The sequence below is a fragment of the Ochrobactrum sp. Q0168 genome, from assembly GCF_016427605.1.
GTDB lineage: Bacteria > Pseudomonadota > Alphaproteobacteria > Rhizobiales > Rhizobiaceae > Brucella.
The window spans coordinates 86429-111254 of record NZ_JAELXQ010000009.1; the positions used below are offsets into that span (position 1 = coordinate 86429).

A 24826-nucleotide genomic window follows, 5' to 3' on the forward strand; every position below is an offset into this window, starting at 1 on the left:
TGACCCCAGCACGCGTGATTGTCAGTCTGGAAAGTTTTCTGCGAAGCCTAAGCGGATGAATTATTGTCTGTTAATTTACGCGCCTGAAAGCCAAGCATAAACTGTGCTTACCACGCCGCAGCTTATGCTTTTTTATCTAGAAAAGTGTCTATTAATCATTAGAACCGCGGTGCGTTACTTACCGCGGCTCTATATGTTGATGTTTCAGACAGGTGATGAAAGCTTTATTTTACCTCTTCGAAGTCGGCAGGCTTCCAACTTCCATCGAACGCAGGTTTGTCGGGCCCATAGATGCGGATATAGGCAAACCAGCCACGACCGGGTACAGTCTTGATCCAGCGTCCTTCCTGACCAACTGGCGCATTTGGCCCGAAGTATAGTTCGGTCGGTTCGCTTTTGCTTACATCTTTCAACTCAAAAAGTGAGCGGAGAGCCGCCTTGCCCTGATCAGTTTGCACCTCCGAACGGGTCTGCGCATCATAGGCCGTCACAGACCAGAAGAGCTTGCCGGGGACGGGTTGCGGGATCGAGAGCTTATAGGTTTTACCGCCGTCGAGCCAAGCGCCAGCGCCGTCACGAGCGCCAAGCCAATAAAGCGACCCCGCGCCAGCCGTACGCCGGAACATGGCGGGAGATGTCACAATAGCTTGGGCAAACCAGCGGTCGCGCGCTTCCAGATCGATCCCCGCCGGCGTTTCAAACTGGGCGCTTCCAGGAACAAGCCCAACCCATTCCCACTTGCGGTCAGGCCAGGCAAGCTTGTCAGTACGCGCTGTGTCGAAGGCAGAAACCAGCATCTGGTCGCGCCCTTGACGTGCGGCCTTCTCCAAAATTGTCTTCATTCGGTCGTCCGGTTTGAACTCTTTGCCCTTTTCAATGCCAACCGCCTGAAGCAGGCCGTACATGGGTTCAAACTTCGCGACAATCGGCTCTTGTTGGATAATATCGTTCAGCTTCTGCCAGAATTGGATATTGTCCTCCCATTTGAGAGAAGTGCTGTCCAAATCCATATTGGTCGTATCAACAAATTTGAGGCGCTGCTTCGGATTGGCTAAAGGATAAATCTTGATTGCTTCAAGAGCCTTGAGCGCCTTGTCCTGATCGCCTCCGACAGGCAGCGCCCGTACGGCAAGCAAGTTTTTGTAGGTCTGTGTCTTGCCGACGAAATATCCTTTGGGAATTTTGCCCTTATAATCAGGCCCGACGATCAAATGCTTGCCGCCCTTTCCGGCATCGGGACCGGGAATACCCATGTCGAGTACCCAGCTTTGATTGTGATCGTTGACGAGACCGATATAAGCACCTGTTGGAAGCTCTACCACCATCGGCCCCTTGGATACATCGAGTGTCGCGGAGCCATATGGCGTATCGGAATTCAGCGTAAAGCCGACCTGGCGCGGTCCCGCAGCAGCGCCACCATAGGCGGCATTGTCCTCAATCCCGACGGCGCGATTACCATTGAAAATACCCTCGATGGAAACGGTTGGGTACCAGAAGCGATAGGCTACCAATGCGCGCTGCAAGTCGGCATCGTCTTGCGCGCGCTTGCTCGCCTCTGCTGTTGGATATCCATTTTCGAATTTATATGTGACTGCATCCTGCGCGAACGCGGCGGATGAGAGCGACACAGCCAGAAAGGCTGCCATAACGATGCGGTTCTTCATCTTCTTCTCCAGGGTTCGGTGTAATGGAGGTTCACTTCACTTCGGCGAAATCCTCAAGTTTCCACGATTTATCGAACCACGGCCCAAGCGGACCGTAGAGACGGAAAATCGTGAACCATGATTTACCGGGTATTGTCTGAATCCAGTTTGTGGTGTCGGCGGGCTGCTCAGGCGAGAAGACGATATCGGTGGAACCATCAGCATTCTTCTTGAGGTTCTTCTCACTCGACAAGCTCGGAAACTGCTGGTCCGTCTGCAGCATGGAGCGGGTCTGGGTGTCGTAAACCACGACTGACCAAAAATCCTTGGCCGGTACATTTGCCGGAACGTGTAGGCGATAGGCTTTGCCACCATCAAAAGGATTTCCATCCTTGTCGAAGTTTGCTGCAGCATATTGGGAACCTATCCCCGGCATCGCTACAGCCATAGCAGGCGTGTTGATCGTTGCAGCGTAATAGAAGAGCGTGCGGGCATCGAAGTTTCGTGCGCCACTTTTGGTCATCCACTCATAGCTGCCGCCAATGAATGGTGTTGTCCATTTACGGTCCGGATAGATCATCACAGCGGGATCACGAGGACGAAAGTCTATGTTTCGGGCCGCCGCATTGCCAACCGCAACTGAATCCTCAAGAATTTTCTTCAGTCTGGCGTCAGGGGCGAATGGCTTCCCCTTCTCCATGCCAATGGCGGCGAAGATGCCAGTCATATCAGGACCGTAAGCACCAGCAGGTTCTTCTTGTATGATCTGGTTGACCTCTTCGAAGAACTTGAAATTATTGGCATGGACAGTGTTCATGGCCCGGCCAGACAGATCGATGAACTTCGTTTCAGGAGGCTTGTCGCGCTTCGCCCACGGATACGTCCGCAACTTAGCCTTGAGGCTCGCCACCCCCGGTGCTGGATCGCCGTCCTTCATGAACGCGCGCCCAAACAGAAGGTTACCGAAGGTTGGCGACTGGATCACGAAGTAGCCCTTCGGCTTCTCACCTTTCCAGCCTGGGGGGACGAAGAGATATTTCCCGCCCTTGCCCTTGTCAGGCCCGGCATTGCCAAGATCGGTCACATAACGGAACCAGAAGTCATTAATGACGCCGAGAATACCGGGCGGGCTTTCAACAACAACCGGTCCGTCCTTAAGGTCCATCCAGCTCCAGAAGTAGATCGTTTCGGTGTTAGGCGTGAGGAACAACGACTTTGAATCCATCAGCGTTTCAAAAACGCCGATCGTTCCGTGCTCAGCGCCAGCCTCACGCAGACCTGTGCGGATTGCCACCATTGAAGCACCGGGAATTCCATTGAGGAAAGCCTCAATGCCGCGACTGAAATCAAGCTGATCCCAGACCTTTTGCGCGGTCTCTTCAGTTGGCACGCCGTCGTTGAACTTAAGTGTTCCTATGCGCGTTTCTACTGAATCTGGCGTTACGATCTCATCGGGTATCGGCGTCGTCATCTTGTAATCTTTGGCCAATGTCTGGCTTGATGTCAGACAGAGAATTGCCGTAGTAATCAGAAAGTACTTTCTCATGGCACGGTCCTGACAAGCTGTGGATGCAACGTTGAAATTCAGCCTATTAACGACAGTTTTTTTACCATCAAAGCCAATGTGCAGGCGGACACTCTTCTTTAGACAGGCGTGACAGCAGGCGGAGCCCATTCACCATTTTTGACCGCATCTTTTGGAACATAGGTCCGAAATGTCAGCGAAAACGGCTTTCCGTCCGGCGACGGCAGCCAGTTGGATTCCGGAATATCCTTTGATGGTTTTGGGCCAATGGCAATCTTCAAGGAACCATCTGGTTCTTTATGCAAGGCGGAATAACTATTGAAATTATATCGCTTAAGCTCATTGGGCGTGACGCGATAATCAGGCACGCCAACGAGTATGACCGACCAGTAAGCATTCACGACGTCCTGCGGTAACTTGTCCGCTGGAAAGTGGATGACATAATTGTTGGAACCATTCAGCGGTTTTTCGTCCGCATCGCGTGTCGCGACGAAATAGATCACTTCGTCTGTCGTGTTGGCCCAGATGCCTGCGTAGTTTGCCACTGTACGCAGGAGATAATTGTCACCGTAATTGCCCGTCTTGCCACCACCGACCCAGTGATTTCGGTAGGGCGCGCTTTTGGTGAATGCATAATCGATGAACTGCGGGATGGTTTTTTCGCGAAGAAGCTTGTCAACTTTCGCCCGCGCTTCGGGCGACGATGCAACATAGGTCGACACAAACCGCGCCTGCTGCTGCATTTGAGCTGCAACAGGCGAGACATCGAATGCGCTACTGATCTTGGCGTCAATATCGTCAAAAATGTCCGCGCCGATTAGATTCTTATTGTCAAACGCCGATATAAAGGGCGGGGCGTCAATGACAGGATTGCCTAACGTCGTGATCTTGAACGCCTTTTGCTTTTCTAAAGCGCCATCCGGATCGCCTTTGAGCTCAACGCGTCCAAGCATCTTCGCTTTGTTCGAGTGTAGTTCAATCCGGCTCGTGTCCTGGGACAGACTGCCCTGCCATCCAGGTTTAACCAGAGCGAACTTGCCGAATGGTTTAGACGGAAAAGTACGCTCATTGATATTGACGATCACCTCGCCCCACTCATCCAATATCTGCGCGGTATAGTATCGGTCCTTGATTTCGGGAATTTCCAGAATAACAGGCGTTCGATCATCGACCGCAAACCATGCTTCGAGATAGGCGACATCGAAATTCGGATTGACAAAGTCAGCAGAACCAAGCGGATTATATTTGATCTTGTTATATTCAAACCCGTCTGCTGCCCGGTCTGCATGTTCCTGTCGGATAACAAGGACGCGTCCAAGCAGATAGAGATAAGCATTGGCAATTGTCGCCTCGTCTTGCTCCTGCGCGCCGGCCTTTCCAAAGGCTGGAATTCCAAGCGCCGTAAGCGCAAACGTTGTGGCGCCCATTTTCAGCAGTGTACGTCGAGAATATCTCATCGCGATCTCCCGGAAGTCCTCCAGCAGAGATCAGCGCATTAACGCGTGATAATGAAGTACGTTACGGTAAAGTCGCCCTCTTCAGGTAACGGTGGCGCGGGTGAAATTGGCTCCTGTGCAAGAATGCGGCTAGCTGCGCCAATTTCAGACTGCGATCCATGATCGCCGGATCGTTGTCAGCTGTTGCATTCAATAACCCTATACGGTTCGAAGAAAGCAGCATAACAAAATGATCTCGCCAATGGCGGGACGATGACGCGTGGGTTCTCCAAGCGCGATAATGCCTGTTTTCAACAATTTTGGCGATTTTGAAACAAGACCTTCTATTAGCGGGCTTGCAAACACTTAAGTACATTATATTACTATATTTAATTGATTCTCGGAATTACCTCGTCTCTAAGGATTTCGTGTTTGGGGGGCCATCGATTGCGTGCTGACCATGTGAAGATATCAGTTTCCATTCCAAGTCTTGGCGCGAGCAAGAAAGCACTATTAAGTTCCATTTTCTTCCATCCTGCGACCTTGGCCGTCGCGATGACGGCGTTGTCGCCCTCCGCGCAAGCGTTGGCGCAATGCGCTTCACCGGCGCCGGACCCTGTTAGTGTTTCTTCCGGTAGTTGTTCGGATCCAGCTCTTACCGCACGAGAAAGCACTGGCGCTGCACCAGTGGTCGACGTTTCGGGTACGGGAAGCTACAGCGGCACCACCGTCCAGTTGACAGCTAGTGGTAGCGGTCACGGCGTGCACGTGAGTGGTAACGGTACCGCCAACTTGATCGGCACCTCCGTGGATGATGTTTCTGGGATAATCACCAACGACACAGGCGGTCATGGTCTGTACGCCGAGGATGGCGGGGTTATTGAAGGAAGCTATACCACTATCACGACGTATGGCGCCAACGCCTATGGCATCAGCGCAGTCGGAGCCAATAGCAGCATAACGCTCGCCGATAGTTCCGTGTCCACGGTCGAGGACAACGCGCATGGTGCTTACGCCGCCGGTGGTGGAACGATCACACTCACCCGTACAGACCTCGCGGTTTACGGCACGGGCGCCTCTGCCGTATTTGCCGGTGCTGGAGGGACGATCACTCTCAATGATCTCAGCACGTTCAGCTCTGGCGACAATGCTCCGGGCGCGGTCGCTTCAGGCACCAACAGCAATCTCATCCTCAATAATGGTCAAATAAACGGCTACGGAAGTGGCGACGCTGTGCTTCTCGCAACAGGTGGGGGGGCAGTCACCATGAGCGGTGGCGCTATTGCGTCCGGCGATTATTATGGCGGAACAATCAATGCCGACGCTCCGGGCATGCTTGCCCGCGGTGCCGGCAGCAGCATTCTAGCTCGCAATGGCGCGACCAGCGCCACTTATGGGTCCAACAGTCAGGGCGTATGGGCCGATGCTGGAGGCAGCATTGATTTCGCCGGTTATGGCATTTTCACCTACCAACCCAATTCGACCGGTGCAGAGGCGAGTGGCGCAGACAGTACCGTCATACTGACCAACACCATAGTCCGAACGACAGGCCCTTCAAGCGCAGGTCTGCTTGTCACCGATGCCGGGACGATCACCGTCACTGGAACAGAAGTCACAACAGGCTTCACCGTGACCGGCAGCAATCCCCCGGTCCTTCAATTCCCCGTCGCTGAGGTGGGTCTGGAGAGCCATGGCGCAGACGTGATCGGGACGGACAGCAAACTGCAAGCCAAGAATGCTACCATCACCACTATTGGCGATGGTAGCATCGGCGTTCGCGTCATTCAGGGCGCCACGGCCGTGATCACGGGTGGCACCATAACAACCAAGGGTAGTGATAGCGCCGCAGTCGGTGGCGCCGATGGCGTCCGTTCGACCGATCTTGGCAGTACGGTCACCCTGACCGGCACCAAAGTCACCACGCAAAACAATAACGCCATCGGCCTGCACGCGATGGCAGGCGGTATCATTACCGCGACGGATGCAAGCATTGCCACTATAGGCAGTGCTGCCCATGGTATCGCGGCCACCAATGGCGGTGCGCTCAACGCATCCGGCTCCGCAATCGCAGTAAATGGGTCGGGATCATCCGCTATTTACCTTGCCGGAAACGCGCCGAGCACCGTGTCGTTCACGGGCGGCAGTCTAAGTGCGGCTAATGGCGCAATCATTCTTGCCGTGGGAGGCATCGGCACCGTCTCGATCAATGGCAACACAACCATTAAGCCAGCTGCGGTCAATGGACAACTCTTGCTGGCAAAGGTGACCGAGGACGCGGTAGGTGTGTCAAGCAACCTGACGCTCAATATTGACGGCATTTCGTCGCTTACCGGTGACATTGTCGTGGACCCTTCGACGCTCACCTATAATCTCAGTAACAGCCGGTGGACCGGCAATCTTATGCTCGTCGGTTTGGGCAATACTGTCAGCGCGAGCCTGACCGGCTCGCAATGGACGGGCGACCTACTGGCCGACACTGGCAACACTGCGGATTTATCGTTAGCGCAGAACAGTCTCTGGACGGGATTGGCGCGAAACGCGACAGATATCTCGATCGATGCCAGCAGTATCTGGAATGTCACCGGCGATTCCAATGCAACCGGTGCGGTTGCGAATGCCGGTCTGATCCAGTTCCTGCCACGGACGGACGCCTATAGCACCCTGACGGTCGGCGGCTACAGTGGTAGCGCTGGCAGCCGTATCGGCTTCAACACCTATCTTGGCGCTGACAATTCGCCGAGTAACCTGTTGGTGATCAATGGCGGCCAGGCCAGCGGCACGACATCGCTACTCGTCACGAATACCGGCGGCCCCGGAGCGCAGACCGTGGCGGATGGCATCAGGCTGGTGCAGGTAACGAATGGCGGCATCACCACGACTGACGCTTTCACGCTCGGCCAGCGTGTGGCTGCGGGCGCTTACGAGTACCAGCTTTTCCGCGGCGGCAGCACGGATTCGAACGACTGGTTCCTTCGGTCCCATGCCATCGACAAACAGACGGGCCCCGCGACGGAAGAACTGGACATTCCGCTCTATCGCCCGGAAGTCCCGCTTTATGCCCCAATCCCTGCGATAGCGCGGCAAATGGGTCTGGCCACCTTGGGCACATTGCACGAGCGTGTCGGCGAGGAAGAAAACTTGCGAGGCGTTCCTGAGTCTCGGATTTATGTAAACGGCGCCTGGGGGCGGGTGTTCGGAGAGCATCTCAGCAACCGGTGGGGCGGTTCGGTGGATACCAGTGTGAAAGGCGATCTGACCGGTTTTCAGACGGGCCTCGACATTCTGCGACGGACAACGGAAAGTGGCCATCGTGACCATGCTGGCCTTTATTTTGCCTATTCGAACTACAATTCGAGCTCGGTACGCGGCTTTGCGCAAGGAATACAAGACCTGGCCGTGGGCGAACTGACGCTCAAAGGGCCATCGGTTGGAGCCTATTGGACGCATTTTGGCCCGACAGGCTGGTATCTCGATGCAGTGGTTCAGGGAAGCTGGTATGACGCGGATGCGACATCGGCTTATAATGCCGGTCTCTCAACAAACGCGACAGGCTATACGGCCTCGCTGGAAGCAGGCTATCCAATCCACTTTGGTGAAGATGATCGCTGGCTGATCGAACCGCAAGCACAGATCATCTATCAGGACGTGTCAGTTGACGGGTCCCACGATCAATATTCGAGCGTGGATTGGGATGCCAGTAAAGCCTGGACCGGACGGCTTGGAGCAAGACTGCAATATTCAGCCCGCGATGAGCGCGGAACCCTGTGGCAGCCTTATGCACGGTTCAATCTCTGGCATTCCTTCTCAGGAAATGACACGGTGTTCTTTGGGCCATCCTCACCTGCAATTGAGAACCGCTTTGGCGACACAGCGCTCGAGATCGGCGGTGGCCTCACCGCGCGTCTGAAGGAGAATGTGAGCCTCTATGGGCAAGCCAGCTACCGCTGGTCACCCGACAACGGCGGCAATCACAAAACAGCAACGGCTGGCAACTTCGGCATCCGCTTCGATTGGTGATTGTACCCTGGATTACAGATGCCAGTTGAAAGCGACCTCAAATTGCCAGTCAAGACCATTATTTCAGTGACCAATCCAGACCGAGTGGTAGCGAGGAAGGGCATGCTACGACGCGACATGCCTCTTCTGGATATAATCCTCGCCCCACTCCTTCATCGCCAGAAGCACCGGTGTCAGCGTCTCACCGAACGCCGTCAGAGTATATTCAACGCGGGGTGGGACTTCCGCGAACACTTCCCTACTGATCACACCGCTTTCTTCAAGTTCACGAAGCTGCAATGTGAGTGAGCGCTGGGTGATACCGCCGATCAAGCGCCGCAACTCACCAAATCGTTTCGTCCCATCGGAGATGGCGTTTCGCCGGATCGGCTTGGGGAACGCGTCTGGGTTTTCGAGGCGCAGTCCGGGCGAGCGAGCGGAACCGCCGCAGAATATGTGGTGGTTCCCGCTTCGAACGCAGTGCCGCTACCGGCCAATATTTCCTTTGAGATTGGCACCAGCCTGGGAATTCCTGCTCTGACGGCGCATCGATGCCTGTTTGCCGATGGAGACATAAAGGGAAAGCGTGTTCTCGTTCACGGAGGTGCGGGCGTGGTTGGGATGGCCGCGATCCTGCTTTCAAAATGGGCCGGCGCATGGGGGGCAACCACTGTGCTGGACGACAACCACGCCGAGGTTGTCAAAGCCGCGGGTGCCGATCTTGTCATCAATCTGATGCGCGAGGATGTTCCTTCCATCATTCAATCCCACACCGATCATCACGGCGTGGACCGGATTGTCGACGTCAATCTGAAAGCCAATCTGAACATTGACATGGCGTGCCACACACAAGGGGGCGTCATCAGTTCCTACCCCACGGGACAGGCAACGGATGCGATCGAGCTTCCGCTACTCAAAGCGATGATTGGCGGATGCCTCTTCCGCTTCGTCTACATCTATAATGTCGACGCCGATGCAAAGCGCATCGCTATAGAAGCAATAAATGCCTGCCTCGGGTCCGGGGCGTATAATCCCATAATCGCTATGCAGGTGCCGCTTGAACAGATCGCTGCTGCACATGAAGCATTGGAGACAGGCTCGACCGTCGGCAAAGTTCTGATCCGAATTTAATGATCACTACATGGCAGGCCTTTAAGCCTGCCCTGCCCTCTACCCCGCCGCAATGTGCTGGCCATCCAACAACTATTGATTAGGCAAAAGGACATGCTCGCTCGATGCCGATTGAATGAACGTCGCGGGGGTCAGGCGGACGCGCTTACACTTGCGTCTGGCAGTCGCTTATCGTTCTGCTAAACTGTGAGGTGGTCCCTCGCCTTCTGCGTTTCGAGAATCTCAGCGGGACCGTCCAAAACGATCTCGCCCCGGTCCATGATGTAAACATGGTCGGCGAGTTCACGACAGAAATCAAGATACTGTTCAACCAGAAGAATGGCCATGCCAGTGGTGTCCCGCAAATAGCGGATAGCCCGACCGATATCCTTGATGATAGAGGGCTGGATGCCTTCCGTCGGCTCGTCAAGCACCAGAACGCGCGGTTTCAGCACCATGGCGCGACCGATTGCCAGTTGCTGTTGCTGGCCACCCGACAGATCGCCGCCGCGACGCGACAGCATGTCCTTCAGCACTGGGAATAGATTGAATATTTCGACGGGGATAGAGCGTTCGGAACGCTTCACCAAGGCATAGCCCGTTTCGAGATTTTCCTTCACCGTCAACAGCGGGAAAATCTCGCGCCCTTGCGGAACATAAGCAATGCCCCGGCTGGCGCGTGCATAGGGCGGCAGGCCGTTCAAGTCCTCGTCCGCTAAAACCACATGTCCCCCGCTCACGGTTTGCTGACCGGCAATGGCGCGCAGCAGGCTGGTTTTGCCGACACCGTTGCGACCAAGAACACAAGTGATGCATCCCGCATCCGCCTTTAGCGACACCCCGCGCAGGGCCTGCGCCGCGCCATAGTGAAGGCTCACATTTTCAACGCTCAACATGAGCAACCTTTCTAAAGCACATCCCGAAAAGGGCGAAGCGGTTTTCAGATAAGATGTGCATAAAAACAGATAATTAGGGCGGCTACGACGATGCAGACTTCGATGAAGCCGCTCTAGCGCCCCAGATAATTCTCGATCACCTTCGGATCGGAACTGACGAAATCGATAGACCCTTCGGCAAGCACGCTGCCTTCTGCAAGACAGGTCACCTTGACGCCCAGCTCGCGGATGAAGCCCATATCGTGCTCCACCACCACGACCGAACGCGTTTTGGCGATCTCTTTCAGCAAAATGGCCGTCTGGGCGGTTTCGGCATCCGTCATGCCCGCCACCGGCTCGTCGACAAGCAAAAGCTTGGGTTCCTGCGCCAGCAGCATGCCGATTTCGAGCCATTGCTTTTGCCCGTGCGAAAGATTGGCGGCGAGTTCATCGCGGCGGGCCCATAGCCGCACCGTTTTCAATATTTCTTCGATGCGCTCGCCACCCCCCTTGTCCTGCCGGTAGAGCAATGTCGCCCACACGCCGCGCTTGCGGTCGAGCGCAAGCTCGATATTGTCCCAGACCGTATGGCTCTCGAATACGGTCGGCTTCTGGAATTTCCGGCCGATACCGATCTGGGCGATGTCGGCTTCGTCCTTTCTGGTCAGATCGATATTGCCCTCGAAGAAAACTTCGCCCTCATCCGGCTTCGTCTTGCCGGTGATGATATCCATCATCGTGGTTTTACCTGCGCCATTCGGACCAATAATGGCGCGCAACTCGCCTGGTTCGATCACAAAGGACAGCGAGTTCAGCGCCTTGAATCCATCGAACGAGACGGATACGCCGTTGAGATAGAGCAGGCTGGTGGTGCTTTCGGTCATGATATCTCTCACTCCGCAGCGGTTGCTTGCAGTTTGGCCTCATCAACGGATAGAGCTGTTGCCGGTTTGCGCGACGCCAGGAATGCGCGGAACGTGCCGACAATGCCTTTCGGCAGGAACAGGGTAACGGCGACAAAGAGCGCGCCGAGCACGAACAGCCACATTTCCGGGAAAGCGGTTGTGAAGACGCTCTTGCCGAAATTGACCAACACGGCGCCGATAACCGGCCCTACCAGCGTTGCCCGACCACCAACGGCAGTCCAGATCACAACCTCGATGGAATTTGCTGGCGTGAATTCGCCAGGGTTGATGATCCCGACCTGCGGAACATAGAGCGCGCCCGCCACTGCCGCCATCATCGCCGAAACCGTGAAGATGAAGAGTTTGTAGTTTTCCGGGCGGTAGCCCAGAAAACGCGTGCGGCTTTCGGCATCACGCACGCTGACCAGCACCTTGCCGAACTTCGATTTAACGATAGCCGAACTGAAGATCAAAGCTATAGCCAACACGAATGCGGAGGTGGCGAAAAGTGCGGCGCGCGTGCCATCCGCCTGAATGTTAAATCCCAGAATATCTTTGAAATCGGTGAGACCATTATTGCCGCCGAAACCCATCTCGTTGCGGAAGAAGGCCAACATCAGGGCATAGGTCATGGCTTGCGTAATGATCGACAGATAGACACCGGTGACGCGGGAGCGGAAGGCAAACCAGCCAAAGACGAAAGCAAGCAGGCCCGGCACCAGCAGCACCATCAGCATAGCGAACCAGAAATGATCAAAGCCTAGCCAGTACCATGGCAGCTCCTTCCAATTGAGAAACACCATGAAATCCGGCAGCTCTGGATTACCGTAGACGCCGCGCGCGCCGATCTGGCGCACCAGATACATACCCATCGCATAACCGCCAAGCGCGAAGAAGGCGGCATGGCCGAGCGAAAGAATGCCGCAGAAGCCCCAGACCAGATCGAGTGCCAGCGCCAGCATGGCATAAGTCAGATATTTGCCGAGCAGCGACACCACATAGGTCGGCACATGCAGCGGATGATCTGGTGCGGTCAACAGATTGAGCGCTGGAACGGCCATGGCGGCGAGGATCAGGATTGCAGCGGCGATAAAGACACCCCGGTCGAGTTTTCGGAACAGAAATGCCGTTGTCATGCTTCTACCGCCCTGCCCTTGAGAGCAAACAAACCGCGCGGGCGCTTCTGGATAAAGAGGATGATGAGCACAAGCACCAGGATCTTACCCAACACTGCTCCGGCATAGGGTTCTAGGAACTTGTTCAAGATGCCAAGCGAGAATGCACCTACCAGCGTACCCCACAAACTGCCGACACCGCCAAACACCACCACCATGAAGCTGTCGATAATATAGCCCTGCCCGAGATTGGGAGACACATTATCGATCTGTGACAGGGCCACGCCTGCCATCCCGGCGATGCCGGAACCAAGCGCGAAAGTGAACGCATCGACATAGGGCGTGCGAATGCCCATTGACGACGCCATACGGCGGTTTTGCGTGACAGTGCGCATTTGCAGACCGAAATTCGACCTTTTTAAAACGGCGAGCAGCGAGAAGAATACGGCCAGCGAAAACAGGATGATCCAAAGGCGGTTCCAGGTGATGGTCATGCCACCACGCTCGAAAGCGCCCGACATCCAGGACGGATTGCCGACTTCGCGATTGGTCGGTCCGAACACTGTGCGCACGGCCTGTTGCAGGATGAGTGAAATGCCCCAGGTCGCCAGCAATGTTTCAAGCGGACGCCCGTAGAGAAATCGGATGACGCCGCGCTCGATCACCAGACCGACCAGCGCGGTAAAGAGAAACGCCAATGGCAGGGCGATGGCCAGCGACCAGTCGAACAGGCCGGGATAGTTAGTGCGGATAACCTCCTGCACCATGAAAGTGACATAGGCGCCCAGCATAACCATTTCGCCATGCGCCATGTTGATGATGCCCATGACCCCAAAGGTAATGGCAAGGCCGATGGCCGCAAGCAGCAGGACGGAACCGAGCGACAATCCGTACCAGACATTCTGCCCGGCGTCCCAGTAAGCCTGCCTTTGTTCGATATGACCGACAGCCGTGTCGAGCGCGGCGATAAGTTCTGGCTGCGCACTAGCGCGAGCGGCATTCAAAACCGACAAGGTGGAACGATCGCCATTGTCCTGAAGAAACTGCGTCGCTTTAAGCTTGTCTGCAACCGGGCGGTCCGATGCCAACAAGGCCGCAGCCTGCGCCTTTTCCAGAAGAGCACGGATTGCGCTGTCGTGTTCCCTGCCCAAGGCCGCCTCTATCGGCTCAAGCGCGTCCGCATCAGGACTTGCGGCAACGATCTGTGCAGCCTTCAATCGTTCGTCCCGATTGGGACTCATCAATGTCAGCCCGCCCAAGGCTGTGCGAACCGCGCGACGGACGGAATTGTTGACCTTGACCTTTTCCATCGCAGCTTTAGTCGCTTCACCCGCTGCCTCCCCGCTGACCGGATCGGTGAGCTGAATATTCGCGCCGGATGCTTTCGTGATGAAGACGCGCCCGTCCGACTTACGTGCATAAAGATCGCCTTCGCCGAGAGCGTTCAGCACAGGCACCGCTCGCACATCGCCGGTGCTCGCAAGTGCGGAAATCTGTTCCTGCATTTGGGCAAAATTCGCCTTGCCCAGAGCATCGACAAGCCCCTGAAATTCATCCGCGCGCGCTGTCGTCGCCAGCGCGGCAAATAGGATGGACAGGACGAGCAGGACAGCTCGTATCCGGCGCTCCATAGCTGATTTCCTTCATTAGAACTGCATTCTCGATGGTTGATGCAAGGGGCGGGCCCGTTCCTCTCGCCCTCTGCGTCCCCCCGTTATCAGGAGCCGCCCTGACCACCGCACTTGCCGGTTTGGACATTGAAATTGCCGCAGGACATCGGTTTGCGCCAATCCGAAATCAGGTTCTTGGAATCCGGCAGATAGTCGGACCATTCGTCGCCGACGATCAGGCCCGGCGTCTGGCTGACGATTTCAAACTGGCCGTTGGACTGGATTTCGCCGATCAGCACCGGCTTGGTGATGTGGTGGTTCGGCATCATGGTCGAATAACCGCCCGAAAGGTTCGGTACGGACACGCCGACCAGCGCATCGATCACGGCATCCTGATCGGTGGTCCCGGCCTTTTCGACGGCCTTCAACCACATATTGAAACCAATGAACGATGCTTCCATTGGATCGTTGGTGACGCGCTTGTCGTCCTTGGTGAAGGCATGCCAGGTTTCGATAAACTTTGCGTTGGTCGGGTTATCGACGGATTCGAAATAATTCCAGGCAGCGAGATGGCCAACCAGCGGCGCGGTGTCGATACCGGCCAGCTCTTCCTCACCAACCGAGAAGGCCACAACCGGGATATCTTCCGCCTTCACACCCTGATTGGCGAGTTCCTTATAGAAGGGCACATTGGCATCGCCATTGACAGTCGAAACCACGGCGGTCTTCTTGCCTGCCCCGCCAAAACCCTTGATCGCCGCCACTTCCGTCTGCCAGTCGGAGAAACCGAACGGCGTGTAGTTGACGCGGATGTCTTCCGGCTTCACGCCTTTGGACAGTAGGTAGGCTTCCAGAATCTTGTTGGTCGTGCGCGGGTAAACATAGTCGGTGCCTTCGAGAACCCAGCGTTCGACACCTTCGTTCTCCATCAGGTAATTGACGGCAGGTATGGCCTGCTGGTTGGGCGCGGCGCCGGTATAGAACACATTGCGCTCGGATTCCTCACCTTCATATTGCACCGGATAGAAGAGAATATTGTTCAATTCCTTGAACACCGGCAGGACCGACTTGCGCGACACTGACGTCCAGCAACCGAATACGGCCGTGACCTTGTCCTGCGAAATGAGCTGGCGCGCCTTTTCCGCGAAAAGCGGCCAATCCGAAGCTGGATCGACAACGACAGCCTCAAGCTTCTTGCCCAGAAGCCCCCCCTTCTTGTTCTGCTCATCAATGAGCATCAGCATCGCGTCCTTGAGCGTCGTTTCTGAGATCGCCATCGTGCCCGACAGCGAATGGAGAATACCGACCTTGATCGTGTCTTCTTCGGCGAGTGCGCCAGAAAGGCTCGGAATGGTGAGCGCGCTTGCAAAAAGTGCGGCGAGCATCTGCGACCGGAATGTCATTGCGTGTCCCTCTCTGTTGGTTGGTCCCGATTTTTCGGGTTATCGCCAATTATTGGGGAGACGACGCCGTTTGCTTATACGTCAAATGACGTAGTTACCGGGGGTAAATATGTATTAGCGTGATGCAGCGAGCTTTCCAAAAATCGATTCCGATTTTTGGGCCGATGCATTAATAAAATTACCTGCTATCTCGCTTTGAAACGGCACAGCAAAGAGCCGGAGGGGAAATGGAGCAGCATGGCAGCGCGGCAACGCATCATCCCGGTCCGACGGGAATATAACCGCTGGGTTGCGGATGAAACGCTGGAAGATTACGCGCTGCGCTTCACCGCCAAAAGCGCGCGCCGCTTTTCGTCCAATCGCATTGCCCACACGGCCATCGGCGCGATCTCCTTCCTCGCGCTTGAGGCCATCGGTGGAGCGATCACGCTATCCTACGGCACCAGCAACGCCATAGCCGCCATTATCGTCGCAAGCCTCGTCATGCTGGCGGTCGGTCTGCCGATCAGCCGCTACGCGATACGCCACGGCGTCGACATCGATCTTCTGACGCGCGGCGCGAGCTTTGGCTATATCGGATCGACCGTCACCTCGCTCATCTACGCAACTTTCACTTTTCTGCTCTTCGCCATCGAAGCTTCCATTATGTCGGGCGCCTTGGAACTGGCCTTCGGCATCCCGATGTGGATCGGCTATGTCATCAGCGCTGCCGTGGTCATACCGCTCGTCACCTATGGCGTGCGCATGATCAGCCGCTTTCAGATCGTCACCCAGCCCTTCTGGATCGCGCTCAACATTCTGCCTTTCATCTTCATCGCACTGGCCGACTGGGGAAAGTTCGACCTCTGGCTGACCTTTTCCGGCGTTCAGGCAGGTTTTACCGGCGGCGACAGCGCGCCCTTCATGTTGGCGCAGTTCGGTGCTGCCTCGGCGGTCATTCTGGCGCTGATGGCGCAGATCGGCGAGCAGGTCGATTTCCTGCGCTTTCTTCCCCCAGAAGGCCAGCGTAAATGGCGGCACAAGCTCGCGGTCTTTCTGGCCGGTCCCGGCTGGGTCGTGCTTGGCGCGCCCAAACTGCTGGCCGGCTCGTTTCTGGTGGTGCTGACACTCAGCGCCGGTATTCCCGCCGACACCGCCGCCGATCCGGCGCATATGTATCTGACCGCTTTCGGATATATGGTCCCGTCCCATACGGCAGCCTTGCTTTTGACCGTCGCCTTCGTCGTAGTCTCGCAACTGAAGATCAATGTCATGAACGCCTACGCCGGATCGCTGGCGTGGTCGAACTTCTTTTCGCGCTTGACGCACAGTCATCCCGGGCGCGTCGTCTGGCTGGTGTTCAATGTCTGCATCGGTCTCCTTCTGATGCAGCTCGGCATCTACAAGGTGCTGGAGCAGACGCTCGGTATTTTCTCTATCGTCGCTATGGCTTGGCTCTCCACGATTTCCGCCGATCTCTTCATCAACAAGCGTCTTGACTTATCCCCGCCCGGTATCGAATTTAAACGCTCTCATCTCTGTGATATCAATCCGGTCGGAACCTGCACCATGGCCATTGCGTCATTCGCGTCATTGGCCGCCCATTTCGGTGCATTGGGCACGATGGCTGAAGCGTTCGCGCCCTTCATCGCGCTTCTATTGTCCTTCGTCGTCTCGCCGATTATCGCGTGGAAAACCAAAGGCAAATATTACCTGGCGCGCAAACCGCGCAAGTCCTGGCAGAACCAACTCGCCATGACCTGTTCGGTCTGCGAACATGATTTTGAGCAGGAGGATATGGCCTGGTGCCCCGCCTATGCGGCTCCCATTTGCTCGCTATGCTGTTCGCTCGACAGCCGTTGCCATGACCTCTGCAAGCCGAAGGCGCATCTGCGCGCACAAAGCGCCGAAGTGGTGCACGCCCTGCTGCCAACCGCAATCATCGAAAAGCTTTCAACCCGGCTCGGGCGCTATGCGATCACCGTTGCCGTTTCGGTCGCGTTTCTCGGGAGCATCCTCGCGCTCGTCGCCTATCACGCGGGTGCGGCATCGCCAGAAACCGCGCAGATCGTCAACCGCACCATTCTGATCGTGTTTTTCGTTCTGGCGCTCATCGCGGTCATCGTCTGCTGGTTCTATGTGTTGGCCCATGACAGCCGCATCGTTGCGGAAGAGGAATCCTCGCGACAAACCGCACTTCTCTTAAAGGAAATCTCCGCACACAAAAGAACTGACGCGGCGCTGCAGCAAGCCAAGGACAATGCTGAAGCCGCCAACCGCGCCAAGAGCCGCTATGTTGTCGGTCTCAGCCACGAATTGCGAACCCCACTCAATGCGGTTTTGGGTTATGCGCAGATATTGGAGCGCGACGAAACTATTCCCGCAGCGCGGCAGCCTTCGATCAAGCTGATCCGCCGCAGTGCCGATCATCTATCGGGTTTGATCGACGGACTTCTCGATATATCCAAGATCGAAACCGGCCATTTGCAGGTCTATTCCAACGAGATCAACCTGCATGATTTTCTCGACCAGATCATCGACATGTTGAAACCGCAGGCCGAAGCCAAGGGCATAGCTTTCCGCTATCGCAAAGCCGAAGCGCTGCCCCAATATGTGCGTACCGACGAAAAGCGCCTGCGCCAGATTCTTGTCAATCTGCTCACCAATGCCATCAAGTTCACCGAGACAGGCGAAGTCGCATTGGATATTGCCTATCGCAATCAGGTCGCCACGTTCAAGATCATGGATACCGGACGCGGCATTGCGGACAAGGATCTGGAACGCGTCTTCGAACCCTTCCAACGCGGCGAGGCCGATCATACCCGCCATCTGCCGGGCCTCGGTCTCGGACTGACCATTACCAAGCTACTGACCAACACGCTCGGCGGTGAGCTCTCGGTCATCAGCACCTACGGCAAGGGCTCCACGTTTCAGGTTCGATTGATGCTAGGCGCAATTGACCGCCCTATCAATCTGACCGCTCCGACGAGAAAAATACAGAACTATACCGGCCCGCGGCGCACCCTCGTCGTGGTTGACGACAATGACGATCACTGCGCACTGATGCGCGAAATCTTGACGCCACTCGATTTCGTTGTACTGACCGCCAAAAGCGGGCCGGAATGCCTGACCCTGATCGAAGGTATTCGTCCCGACCTCTATTTTATCGACATCCGCATGCCGCAGATGAGCGGCTGGGAACTGGTGGAGCGGCTGCGCGAAAGGCGCGAAATGGCCCCCATCATCATGCTCTCCGCCAATATTGGCGATGGCACGCGGCCCCACAGCCTGCCGGACAATGCTCATAGCGATACACTCGTCAAGCCGTTCGATATCCGGCAGATTCACGCGAAGCTTGCCGTGCATCTGGGCTTGGACTGGGTTTACGAAGAGAACCAAGAAAAAAAGCCAGTGTCGGTTTCCACAAGCATCAACAGCCCGGCGATTGCCGATTTGCAGGAGCTGATCCGTCTGGGCGAAATCGGCTATGTTCGTGGCATCGAAGCCAAGCTCTATTTGCTTTCACAGAACGAAAACCTCACCCCCTTCGTTGAAAAAGCACGTGAATATATTCGCGCCTTCAACATGTCGGGCTATCATGTGTTCTTGCGAAATCTGGAACAGAAAATGGATGACCTGCCATGAGCGTCCTTCCCCGCGACACGGTTCTTATTGTCGACGACTCGCCGCAGACGTTGGGCTTCCTCACCGAAGCGCTGGAGCAGGCGGGCTATTCCGTGCTGATCGCAACATCCGGCGGTGCCGCGCTCGGCATTGCAGAACGTATTACGCCGGACATGGTTCTGATGGATGCGATCATGCCCGGAATGGATGGGTTCGAGACCTGCCGCCAGCTAAAGGCAAATTCGGCCGTCTCGCAGGTGCCTATTATTTTCATGACCGGCCTGTCAGAGACCGAGCATATCGTTCATGCGCTGGAAGCGGGTGGCGTCGATTATTTGACGAAGCCTATCAATATTGATGAGCTACGGGCGCGCATAAAGGTGCACCTGACCAATGCCCGCTCCACTCAAAGCGCGCGCGTCGCGCTCGATGCAAGCGGCAGGCATTTGTTTGCTGTGGACCGTGACGGCACCATTCTCTGGTCTACGCCGCAGGCAATGCGTCTGATAGACAATGTCAGCGACAACGGGAACGGTCAGCTGCTTTTGGAGCAAAAATGCGCCGAGCAGCTTCGGGCGCGGAATGGACGAGAAATCGCCGAGAAACTACGCGAACTCGTGACGGCTAACGGGCCGATATCCCTGCAACTGGCGCATCTTGGTTCCACTGGTCCCAATGAGTTTTTGTTCCGACTAACCGTAACCAGCGAAACCGCCGAACAGGATACGCTACGCCGTCATTTTGGCCTGACGGCCCGAGAAAGCGACGTTCTGCTTTGGGTTGCACATGGAAAAACAAATCGTGACATCGGAGCTATTCTCGATCTGAGTGCCCGCACCGTGAACAAGCATCTGGAGCAAATCTACATTAAACTTGGGGTCGAGAACCGCTCGGCGGCGGCTGTGAAGGCAACCATCGTCCTTCACAGATAGAAACTTCGCACTCCCGCCTGGTTCCATTGCAATTCTTTTTTGGAAAGGGTGGCTGTAGGTCTCTATTGTCGCACCAGCCAGCATAATATTCGAATATCTCTGCGACACGCGCCGTCTCGCCGCGAATGTCGCGCATGGGGCGACCGGCGGATCGGATATCGATTTAAGCTATCAATTGAGCATGTTAGCGGATAAGCTGGGCGATTTCATTCATCTCGCGACCGCGCAGATGCCGTCAGTGCCATCCACTCCTTTTGGGCGCGCACCGCAACTAACATTATGGTTCGAGCACCATAGTAATCTTCCCCCGCACAAGGCAGTAGGATATCAATCTCCACGAGAGTTCCCGAGACGAAATGCTCGAACCTGAAAATGTCTGGTGTTTAAGGGGAAACTCCAGTCGCACGTTGCTCTTACCACTTCACTCTGAATCCCAGCGTTCCCTTATAGGAGTAACTGTCGCCGAAGTCAGCGAGGCTGGTGTTGATGGCACCTTCGCCATAGATCGAGTATTTATCGCTGTTCCAGTTGTAGCTGCCGCCAAGCCCGATACCGCCCCATAGCCGTTCACTTTCATTGGCGAAGGTGGTTCCCGCAACGTCCACTCTCGTTCCTTCGAGGAACTCATAATAGAGGTTCGCGATACCATAGACCTGTGCTCTATCTATAAGGCCATTGGCATTGTACCAGGAGTTCTGATGTTCCACGGCAACGCCAAGGCGTCCCTGCAAACTCTCACCACGGTCAAGACTAACACGCGCCCCGAAGATGTCGTTGAAGCTGTCGAAATCAACCTTCGAATAGGTCAATTGCGCCTGCGGTGTGATCGACCAGTTTTGATTAAGCGTAAAACGTTGGCCGGTTTCGCCCGAGATGGCAAAGCCGAAGCCATTGTTACCGTCGGCCAGATTGAGACCGTTCAATCCCACCGTAAATTCACTATTATTGGCGCTTAGATCGCTATCATACCAGGTCAGCTGCGCCTGACCATCAACATAAAAGCCGTTGTCACCATACCAGGTTAGCGTGCCGCCAAAGCCGTAGCCATCTGTGGACACCTCATCGTCACCGAAGATCGAATAAGTCTTCGCCTTTCCATGCGTATAGTGCACCGTAATGCCGCCGATCAGCTTTCCAGCTTCATTTTCCAGCAGCATTCCGTCCAGACCGGCTTGCAACTTGAATATGTTGTAGTCGTAGTTTTCTCCAGAAGTCGAGAACTTCGGATCGATCTTGCTATGCGACCCTTCAATGCGACCCCAGATACCTCTGCCTTCAATCAGATTGCCAGCTTCAGCCGCAGGCGCATAGGGCGACCCGACGGGATCAGCACCTTCAGCCAGCATAACATTGCCCGCATTGCTCCAATAGCGATTGCCGGTGCGCTGTTGCAGTGTCGGCAGGCTGTTCAAGCCGAGCAGAAACTGAGGATAGGCCTCATAGGCGCTGACGCCGGGCTGATAAATTGGTTCAATCGGATCATCTGGGTCAACAGGAACGTCTGGATCAACCGGGTCTGTCGGAATGCGGTTCGACCGCAGATACCAATTGCCATCGCCCGGCTGTGAGGTGCTACCTTGAAACAGCCGATAAGCATAGGCGCCACCCACCACAGCCTGTTGACCATTAAATACATAGTCGCCCGCAAGAGAAAATGCATTTGGGTCCGATGTGCCGCCAACCGTAACGATTTGAATCCCTTCGATTGTATCGTCACCGTTCCCATTAATGTTTTTGACTTTAACGGTCGTGTTGCCGGAAGTGTTGCCGTTGATAACAAGTTTATCGGTGAGCGAACTGTCATTGCCGAGAACGGTGTCGAGCGAAAGTACCCCACCCCGTCCCGTATAATTACCGGCAATGGTCATAGTACCGATGGAGCTTGGGAGACCTTGACTGCCTCCCGGTGTCTGACCTGGGGCAATTGTACCTGCATTGAGAATTGAGCCGACAATACCCGTGCCTTCCAGCGTGCCGCCTGCCAGAACATCAGTTGTAGCCGTCGATATATCCCCGTTCACCTGCAAGATACCCGTGCTTGGAAGCAAAGTGCCGGTGAAGCTCAACTGATTTTCATTCAAAATTGTTCGGCCGGCCGCCGCCTCAATAGTTCCATCACCGACTATTGCCAGTGTCGATGGCCTTGACGGTCCATCAAGATATTGCGCGTCGAACTGGTCGAAAACGTAATTATTAGACGTATGATTAAAGCGGATCAGACCCGTCCCATCGCCAAATTCTACCGACTTTGCCATCAAACGACCAGGAGCGACCGCTGCTTCTCCCACAGCGCCACCGATGCTTAACGTACCATTTCCCGTCACCTGATCGCCCAATACCAATGCACCGTCAGACACATGATCTGTGAGTGCGGTAATTTCCTGATTGAGATCATTATCATAGTACGACACGAACGTTGCTGTACCAATGCGGACAACACCATTATCCGCTATGGTCAACTGACCAGTTCCGCTTTGACCAATACGTAAAGTTCCGGCGTCGCTGGTTACTGTTGTATCACCTGACCCCAGATAGCCGTCCAGAATACCAGATTGATACCAGACCGCGTTCGCCCCCGACACGGATATAGAACCTATACCCCCGTCGATCCCGACACGCGTGTCGAGGTCAGCGCGTGTTGCATAATTCTGATAGAATTGCCCGAGATCGTTGTTGATATAGCTGTGCACCTTGCCGGTAGAAAGAATATTGACAGCACCAGTGCTGCCCGATCCGTTGCCTATCACAAGCCCCTGGGAAAACAGGGCCATAGGAGCTTCTGCATTGCTTGCCGCACCAGACCCGTCAATGTTCATAATGCCGGTACCGCCGCCACGTCCAACAGTAACCTTCCCTTTTGAAAGGGTATTGACATTATTGAGGTTGGAGTACGGACTTCCGTCGCCAAATTTGCCGCCTGCTAAAACATTGACCGTTCCATTGCTGCTTGCGCCGTCGCCGATAATGAACTCACCACGGTGCTCCAGAATAAGCAGAGTGCCGTCGATGTTCAGCGTGCCGGTACCGCCTTGTGACCCGACAAGAAAATCATTGTACACATGGGAAACGAAATTCGGGTTACAGGCGTAGCAAGAGCTGCCAGCCTGAAACGGTCCCTCGGGACGCTCACCAATATTTTTGCCGGTACCAAGCAGGTTAAAAGTGCCTACACTGCCAACTCCCTCACCGACACGAATGGCATCTGGTCCCATATAAACCTGTACGGGACCATCTGTTGAAATCGTGAGCGTGCCTGTACCCTGGTTTTTACCGATGGTCAGCGGACTGCCAAAATAAATGCTGGCAGAATTATACAGGTTGGACTGTTCGGTAATTATATCGAAAGTAACACTTCCGCTCTGGCCAGAAGCAGTGCCAATATTGGCGGCGCCTGTAACCGACCCCATCCCGCCTGGAAGATCAATTATACCCGTAGCGCTACCATTATTAACGCTTGAATCTAGACCTTGCGCGCCGTGCCCGTCGCTCCAATTATTCGGTTCAAAGAAATCATTGCTTACACCGCCCGTCCATTCGTTCGCTAAGGCAGAGGAAGGACCGACGACAGTGACAACAGCAATCGCAGCCGTCGCGAGAAGGTAGCGACGGAAAGCGTAGTTAAACCGCACCGAATTTCTCGGTAGGCAAATAACAGATGAAACAGTCAACGATTCTCTCCTCGGACGTGGCGAGCATCTCTTTTGGTCAACCTATTGAATTTGAAGAATAAGCAAATTAGCGGAAATTTAAATACCAAGAGCCAAAAAAATATGATAAAAATTAAGTATATATTCTCTCTTCCTTAAAACCGTGATTATTCTGTGCAGTATGGCTTCATACGAACCTCAAAGATAATCAAAACGACAGTATTACCAATTGTTACGAGAATCGGGTGTATTGTGTTTTGAACCCACCTGTTCTGAACTACGGAAGGAGCTCTGGATTTGGGTCCATCAATAAATTCCGGGGATTTTGAACCGCCTGTTGCACTCTGTGCCGAACGACACCGCCATTATGGCTTCGTAAACACGCCCGGTGCAGCATCGAAACCAAATAGCCTCTTTGCACCTATTGCTTTGCAGGAGTTTGCCGACGTTGCACGATGTTATCCAATTCTGTTCTTCAATTATGAGACGACCTTTCCGGTTGCCATTTCGGGTCAAATTGGAGAAGGTCACCGAAGGTTTTCGCCCAGTACGGAGCTCTACCGTCCAGCGGTACATCAGCTTTATCCCTTCATTTTAGAGAAACTGCCGGGACAGGATGCTGGTATCCTCTTGTTCGATCCAAATGGACGACAAGTGGTGCCCATGAACGAAACGACGGAGGCTCAGCCGCTATTCAACCGGGCGGGAGAACCAACAGATTTGTTGCGGCAGATCGCAGATTTTGCGGGGAAAATACACGAGGGACGACAGATGGCAGCTGCGTTTGCTGAAGCGCTTCGCAGCAAAGGTGTTCTGACACCCAGTCGGTTGGAATATAACCAGCCGGTGGGAAAAGGACAGAAAACCCACCGACTATACATGATCAACGAGCAGGCGTTTCGCGCCTTACCCTCATCTACTGTCTATGAATGGTTCCAAAACGGTTTTCTTGATGCAGCGCAGCTCGTACTGCTTTCCCAAAGGCATTGGCTTAGCTATCAGTGAGACACCGCCTCCGTTCTCGCG

The 24826-nt window shown here is 55.0% G+C and carries 14 protein-coding genes and 2 pseudogenes; 6 read left to right on the forward strand and 10 right to left on the reverse strand.

Annotated elements, in window-relative coordinates; genetic code table 11:
• Positions 1-224 precede the first annotated feature (224 nt).
• Genes JAU75_RS16310 through JAU75_RS16320 form a run of 3 tightly spaced genes read right to left on the reverse strand, consistent with a single transcriptional unit; the run spans position 225 to position 4625 of the window.
• A complete protein-coding gene (locus JAU75_RS16310; RefSeq protein ID WP_199057544.1) occupies positions 225-1664 on the reverse strand; it encodes a DUF1254 domain-containing protein in 1440 nt (479 codons plus the stop codon).
• Between the two features lie 31 nt (positions 1665-1695).
• Complete coding sequence (locus JAU75_RS16315; RefSeq protein ID WP_247880515.1) at positions 1696-3318, reverse strand: DUF1254 domain-containing protein; 1623 nt, start codon at positions 3316-3318, stop codon at positions 1696-1698.
• Entirely contained in the window at positions 3288-4625 is a 1338-nt protein-coding gene (locus tag JAU75_RS16320) for a DUF1214 domain-containing protein (RefSeq protein WP_247880516.1), read from the reverse strand. The genes JAU75_RS16315 and JAU75_RS16320 overlap by 31 nt, the downstream gene beginning before the upstream one ends.
• A 666-nt stretch (positions 4626-5291) precedes the next feature.
• On the opposite strand from JAU75_RS16320, the gene JAU75_RS24275 reads away from it, so the two are divergent.
• Positions 5292-8621 (forward strand): autotransporter outer membrane beta-barrel domain-containing protein, encoded by a 3330-nt coding sequence (locus tag JAU75_RS24275; RefSeq protein ID WP_199057545.1) that lies wholly within the window; start codon positions 5292-5294, stop codon positions 8619-8621.
• A gap of 105 nt (positions 8622-8726) precedes the next feature.
• On the opposite strand, the gene JAU75_RS16330 is transcribed toward JAU75_RS24275, so the two are convergent.
• A complete protein-coding gene (locus JAU75_RS16330; protein WP_199057570.1) occupies positions 8727-9056 on the reverse strand; it encodes a winged helix-turn-helix transcriptional regulator in 330 nt (109 codons plus the stop codon).
• Between JAU75_RS16330 and JAU75_RS16335 the strand changes: the two genes are divergently transcribed.
• Entirely contained in the window at positions 9057-9731 is a 675-nt protein-coding gene (locus JAU75_RS16335) for a zinc-binding dehydrogenase (protein ID WP_199057546.1), read from the forward strand.
• Between the two features lie 179 nt (positions 9732-9910).
• Here JAU75_RS16335 and urtE read toward each other — a convergent pair whose 3' ends face one another.
• The 5 genes from urtE to urtA form a co-directional block, all read right to left on the reverse strand.
• Complete coding sequence (urtE, locus tag JAU75_RS16340; RefSeq protein WP_199057547.1) at positions 9911-10606, reverse strand: urea ABC transporter ATP-binding subunit UrtE; 696 nt, start codon at positions 10604-10606, stop codon at positions 9911-9913.
• A gap of 113 nt (positions 10607-10719) precedes the next feature.
• On the reverse strand, positions 10720-11469 hold the full coding sequence (gene urtD / locus JAU75_RS16345) for an urea ABC transporter ATP-binding protein UrtD (RefSeq protein ID WP_199057548.1): 750 nt from the start codon (positions 11467-11469) through the stop codon (positions 10720-10722).
• 8 nt (positions 11470-11477) lie between these two features.
• Positions 11478-12626: an urea ABC transporter permease subunit UrtC gene (gene urtC, locus JAU75_RS16350; protein ID WP_199057549.1), complete on the reverse strand. Its 1149-nt coding sequence runs from the start codon at positions 12624-12626 to the stop codon at positions 11478-11480.
• Complete coding sequence (gene urtB / locus JAU75_RS16355) at positions 12623-14236, reverse strand: urea ABC transporter permease subunit UrtB (protein ID WP_199057550.1); 1614 nt, start codon at positions 14234-14236, stop codon at positions 12623-12625. Before urtB ends, urtC begins: the two co-directional genes overlap by 4 nt.
• A gap of 86 nt (positions 14237-14322) precedes the next feature.
• Positions 14323-15600, reverse strand: a complete 1278-nt coding sequence (gene urtA / locus JAU75_RS16360) for an urea ABC transporter substrate-binding protein (protein WP_371836194.1) — start codon at positions 15598-15600, stop codon at positions 14323-14325.
• Positions 15601-15855: 255 nt separating this feature from the next.
• On the opposite strand from urtA, the gene JAU75_RS16365 reads away from it, so the two are divergent.
• From JAU75_RS16365 to JAU75_RS24285, 3 genes and pseudogenes are all read left to right on the forward strand, one after another.
• The gene (locus tag JAU75_RS16365; protein WP_199057552.1) at positions 15856-19242 is read left to right on the forward strand and encodes an ATP-binding protein; all 3387 of its coding nucleotides are present in this window, start codon (positions 15856-15858) and stop codon (positions 19240-19242) included.
• Positions 19239-19728: pseudogene (locus JAU75_RS24280) on the forward strand (response regulator); the annotation flags it as partial. The gene JAU75_RS16365 and the pseudogene JAU75_RS24280, both read left to right, overlap by 4 nt.
• A 128-nt stretch (positions 19729-19856) precedes the next feature.
• A pseudogene (locus JAU75_RS24285) lies at positions 19857-20153 on the forward strand (response regulator transcription factor); the annotation flags it as partial.
• Positions 20154-20566: 413 nt separating this feature from the next.
• Here JAU75_RS24285 and JAU75_RS16375 read toward each other — a convergent pair.
• Positions 20567-23821: an autotransporter outer membrane beta-barrel domain-containing protein gene (locus JAU75_RS16375; protein ID WP_247880517.1), complete on the reverse strand. Its 3255-nt coding sequence runs from the start codon at positions 23819-23821 to the stop codon at positions 20567-20569.
• Between the two features lie 276 nt (positions 23822-24097).
• Between JAU75_RS16375 and JAU75_RS16380 the strand changes: the two genes are divergently transcribed.
• Positions 24098-24805, forward strand: a complete 708-nt coding sequence (locus JAU75_RS16380) for a SapC family protein (RefSeq protein ID WP_199057554.1) — start codon at positions 24098-24100, stop codon at positions 24803-24805.
• Positions 24806-24826 lie beyond the last annotated feature (21 nt).